The organism is Streptomyces sp. NPDC048383, assembly GCF_040651775.1.
Classification (GTDB): Bacteria; Actinomycetota; Actinomycetes; order Streptomycetales; family Streptomycetaceae; genus Streptomyces.
This window is the reverse complement of the sequence record NZ_JBEZKS010000133.1, coordinates 1-4268: the sequence shown is the minus strand read 5'-3', so window position 1 is coordinate 4268 and position 4268 is coordinate 1. Positions and strand designations below refer to the sequence as shown.

The window sequence follows — 4268 nt, the reverse complement described above, 5'->3', positions numbered from 1 at the left end:
ATCGAGGACATCATCCAGGTCGGCACCATCGGCCTCATCAAGGCCATCGACCGCTTCGACCCCACCCTCGGCAACGAGTTCACGACCCTGGCCCTCCCTTACATCACCGGGGAGATCAAGCGGCACTTCCGCGACACCACCTGGGCCGTGCGCGTCCCGCGTCGCCTGCAGGAGCTGCGCATCGAACTGGCGCGCGGCAAGGAAGACCTGCACGCCGTGCTCGACCGGGCGCCGACGGTCCGTGAGCTGGCGGAGCACCTGGGCCTCAGTGACGACGAGGTGATCGAGGGCCTGGTCGCCGCCAACGGTCACTCCAGCCAGTCCCTCGACAACGAGCAGAACGAATCCTCCGACACCGCCCCGCGCCCCCTGGCCGACGTACTCGGCAGCGAGGACCCCGCGATGGAGCTCTTCGAGGACATCCACAGCCTCGCCCCGCTGCTGCAGAAGCTCGAAGGACGCGAGCGGCTCATCCTGCAGATGCGCTTCGGCCAGGAGATGACGCAGGCGCAGATCGGTGAGCGCCTGGGCATTTCCCAGATGCAGATCTCCCGACTCCTCACCCGGACCCTCACCCGCCTCCGCGAGGGCATGCTCGCCAACTGATCCCCCCCCCCCCCCGCGCGGGACGCGGCCGGCCGAAGCCGCCACGCCCCACCCGGACCACCGCGAACCCCCGCACGGCATCGCCGCGGCGGCAGCCCCTGGACGAGCACGACGTCCGGGGGCTTCGCGCGCTCTACCCGCCACGCGCCGCCCGCCATGCGCTGCCCGCCACGCGTTCGCTGGTGGGCCGGAGCCTGTCGGTGCGCATTCCGTACGCCTCGCCGGTCCCGGGTGCGGAGCAGGGGCTCGGCCGATGTGAGGCGGTGGCGCGGCGTGAAGGCCGCCGGATCCCGGGAGGACGCTGTTGGGCGCGTGGCGGCCGGTGGCGACGACCGCAACACGGGTGTGGAGGGTACTGCTTGCTTCCTGAGCGCACTGTCGGTGGCCAATGCGACCATTCCCGGACGCGTACGCAAGGAGAGATATGGGCACCTGGGACATCGGCCCCTTCGACAACGACACGGCCGCCGACTTCGCCGGCGACCTGGACGAGGCGCCCATGGAGCAACGGGAGCCCATGATCCGCAGAGCCCTGGAACGTGCTGTCCACCCTGCGGACCACCTGGTCACCCCGGACGCCGAGCGAGCCGTGGCCGCAGCAGCCCTGGTAGCCGCACAGCACCCCGACGGCGAACCCGCGTGCTCGAACTACGGCCCGTCGGAGCCACTGCCGGTGTTGCCCGCGGACCTTCGAACGCTTGCCATCGACGCCCTGGACCACGTGGTCGCCGAGCGTTCCGACATCGCGGAGCTGTGGGACGAGGCTACGAAGGGACCGACATGGCGCCGAGACATCGCCGGCCTTCGCGCTGTCCTCGACCCCCCGATCCCGCCACAGGAGCAAGCCCTCTCCTGGACCTGACCTCCGGATCGGCATCTCCGCGCAGGCCACCCCTCCGCCGGTCGTCGATCAACCAGAAGCCCACCCGGTGGTCACGATCAGCGGCCCAGCCGGTGTCGGACGTACTCCGGTTGGGCCGCACCGAGCTCGATGCGGTTCTCGTCGAGGCCGTTGACGATCCGCAGGCAGCCTTGGGTGAAGGCGAACTCGACCGCCACCGTTCCGGCTGCCGGATCACGGTCTGCCGGCCGCCACTCAGCAGCGCGACCTCGCGCAGCTCCTGGCCGGCGGCCGTCGAAGTCTCGATCCGTTCCGAGGTTCCATGGCTGCGTCCCTACGCGTGAACCCCGGGCGGCGTTGCGGCGTTTCGCGGGGCCGCCGCTCTTTTGGGACCGGCTTTCCTTCGCAGCTCTCGGGCGGGTGTTCGGTTCGGATTGCGGGGCAGGCGGGCTGTATGACTGATGAAAGCGAAGCTCACGCATCCCGGACGCCCGAACCGGAGCTCCCTGCCCGGGTTCCCGAGAATGACAAGCCCCTCACTCCCGACCTTCCCCCTCGGGGTGTTCAGGCGCCCGAGCTGTGGGACAGCGGGGCCGAGGGTGCCGACGGCTCCCGGGAGGAATCGCAGAACGGGGCCACGGGACCCGCCGAGCCGAAGGACCCCAAGCCGCAGGAGCCGACGGACTGAGGTTCCCACGGGGGGATGCGGGGCGGACTCCGACCATCTGTCGGAGATTCCGCCGCGTGTACTTCGTGCGGCGGGGAACCGAACGCGGCCCGCTCGCCTTGGTCGGCCGTGTGATCAGGGCTGCGGGGCTGCGGGCCGCCGGACCCGGGGGAGTGGATTTCCGTGCCCGTGGTGGAAGGGGCGGGTGGTGTGCTGACCTGCCCGCATCGAGATGGCAGCGGGTGGGGTTGGCGCATGCGGGCGGGCCGTAGGCGGCTCCACACGGAGAAGTGGGGCCGCCTACGGTCACCCAGCCGCGGTGGAAGCCCGTCTCCTGAGGCACCACCGTAACCACTCGTGTGTCCCGAAACGCAGAAGCCAAACGGTCCGACATCCGTAAATCTCCTGTGCGGCGGCCCGGCCCCCGACTTGGCGGCAAGGCGTCTTTCATCACTCGATTCATACAGGCGTATTGAACATCCGTCATGTACGACCGTATGATTCCGCCCTCGGCCCCGCCGCCCCCATGCTGGGCGGTGCCCTGCGCCCGCTGCCCGACGGTGGCTGGCGGCTGCCGTTCCATCCGCAGGACACCGTCACGTCCGAGACCGCCGTCCATGGCGACCATTGGGCGCAATGGCTCGCCGCACCGTGCCCGGCCCTGCTTCTGCGGGGCACGGCCAGCCAGGTCCTCAGCGCCCGGCACGCCGCCGAGATGACCGCCCGCCGCCCCCGTACGACGCACGAGACCCTGGACGCCGACCACTTCCTCCAACTGCGCGACCCCGAGGGGGTCCACGCCGCCGTACGCCGCTTCCTCGCCCGCCTCTGACGGCCGGCCGCACCATCGCTGATCAACGCCCTGTTGACGAAGGCCTGTTCGCCCACCCCGTCAGTTCGGCCCCGACCGGGTGGGTGGGTGCCGTCCGGTGCGGTCTGCCGGCGGGCCGGGGGAGGGTGGGCGCGGGGGCAGGGGTCAGGTGTCGGCGCTCCAGATCTCCGGACCGCCGCCTTCCCAGCGGATCGGCCCGTCCTCGGAGAGGTCCACGTCCTCGAAGCCGGCGCGGCGCAGGAATTCCGACACGTCGCCGGGTGTGTGGGCGCGCCCGAGGTCGGCGTCCACGCCCAGCGCGTGCACGGTCACTTTCCGCCCACCCTTCGGCGACACGGGATGGATCACGATCTCCGTCTGATCGGGCATGCCTCCAGCCTGGGCCCAGCCCGGGCACGCGGCACCTTGAGCCGACCGTCCGCGACCCGCTCGGCCCCATCGGTGGGCCCTGCCGGGTTCTGGCCGCGAGTGGAAGCCGGGCCTGGACGCGGCCCGCTCTTCTGTCGCCCAGAGGGCTACGCGCCTCGTGCCCGGAAGCCATGGCTCGGACGGGGCCCCGGCCGTCGGTCCCGTCGCGCCCGTCGCGTCGTGTCCCGTGGCGTGCCGCGCAGGCGTGGAGATCGACGAAGCGGGTTTCGTGGTCGTCGACCCCCTGACCGGCGCACGTCGGCTCGTGCGGGGAGGGAGCGAGGCGGGCGCCTCATGGACACGAGGGACGGGCACCGTGAGTTTCCCCGTCGGCCGTCGGCCGTCGGCCGCCACCGTCGCCGGCGCCGCCGCCGGTAGGCGCAGGCGCGTTCCGCACGCGCCGGCCGTGCCGTCGACGCGTTCGACAGGGGCTCGGGGAGTCGAGGCTTCCTGATGCGACAAGAGGGCCCAAGTGGCCGCATCGACAACGGACTTCGGGGTATGCGGGAGCCAGGCCGGTCCTCCCCTGAGGCGGCTCTTCGGGTGATCGCTTCGAAGGAGCGGAAGATGACGACGCAGTACGGCAACCAGCCCACCGGACAGCGGACCGACGGCGCCCCGAGCGCGGCGTCGGCCGGCAACGTCCTGAGCATCATCGCGATCGTGCTGGGCGTGATCTCCCTGATCTTCCTGCCGATCGTGTTCGGTGTGATCGGCCTGATCCTCGGCATCGTCGCCAAAGTCGTCCGCCACGAGCGGCTCGCCACGATCGCCATAGTCGTCAGCGCCGTGGGCCTGGTCGGTGGCATGATCCTCGGCGCCGTCGTGGCCAGTTCATGATCTGAGCCGCGCACGGATACGGCCTCGGCCGGTGGCGCCCGCCCCTCCCGCGTACGGGGGCGGACGCCACCGGC

5 protein-coding genes are annotated in these 4268 nt (G+C 71.3%); 4 read left to right on the top strand and 1 reads right to left on the bottom strand.

Going from position 1 to position 4268, the window contains the following annotated elements; translation table 11 throughout:
- The 3 genes from AB0D46_RS38310 to AB0D46_RS38300 form a co-directional block, all read left to right on the top strand.
- Nucleotides 1–606: SigB/SigF/SigG family RNA polymerase sigma factor (locus tag AB0D46_RS38310; protein WP_362884704.1), on the top strand; the 606-nt coding region annotated here is incomplete at its 5' end.
- A 424-nt stretch (nucleotides 607–1030) separates the two neighbouring features.
- Nucleotides 1031–1468 (top strand): DUF4259 domain-containing protein, encoded by a 438-nt coding sequence (locus AB0D46_RS38305; RefSeq protein WP_362884703.1) that lies wholly within the window; start codon nucleotides 1031–1033, stop codon nucleotides 1466–1468.
- 1172 nt (nucleotides 1469–2640) lie between these two features.
- Nucleotides 2641–2946, top strand: a complete 306-nt coding sequence (locus AB0D46_RS38300) for an alpha/beta hydrolase (RefSeq protein ID WP_362884702.1) — start codon at nucleotides 2641–2643, stop codon at nucleotides 2944–2946.
- A 144-nt stretch (nucleotides 2947–3090) separates the two neighbouring features.
- Here the strand turns inward: AB0D46_RS38300 and AB0D46_RS38295 are convergent, their stop codons facing one another.
- Nucleotides 3091–3315, bottom strand: a complete 225-nt coding sequence (locus AB0D46_RS38295) for a hypothetical protein (protein ID WP_362884701.1) — start codon at nucleotides 3313–3315, stop codon at nucleotides 3091–3093.
- A gap of 606 nt (nucleotides 3316–3921) precedes the next feature.
- On the opposite strand from AB0D46_RS38295, the gene AB0D46_RS38290 reads away from it, so the two are divergent.
- On the top strand, nucleotides 3922–4194 hold the full coding sequence (locus tag AB0D46_RS38290) for a hypothetical protein (RefSeq protein ID WP_362884699.1): 273 nt from the start codon (nucleotides 3922–3924) through the stop codon (nucleotides 4192–4194).
- Nucleotides 4195–4268 lie beyond the last annotated feature (74 nt).

Bases quoted from the DNA above. Each gene is read 5' to 3' on its own strand.
- AB0D46_RS38300 (WP_362884702.1), top strand. From the start codon at position 2,641: ATGCTGGGCGGTGCCCTGCGCCCGCTGCCCGACGGTGGCTGGCGGCTG.
- AB0D46_RS38290 (WP_362884699.1), top strand. From the start codon at position 3,922: ATGACGACGCAGTACGGCAACCAGCCCACCGGACAGCGGACCGACGGC.
- AB0D46_RS38305 (WP_362884703.1), top strand. From the start codon at position 1,031: ATGGGCACCTGGGACATCGGCCCCTTCGACAACGACACGGCCGCCGAC.
- AB0D46_RS38295 (WP_362884701.1), bottom strand. From the start codon at position 3,315: ATGCCCGATCAGACGGAGATCGTGATCCATCCCGTGTCGCCGAAGGGT.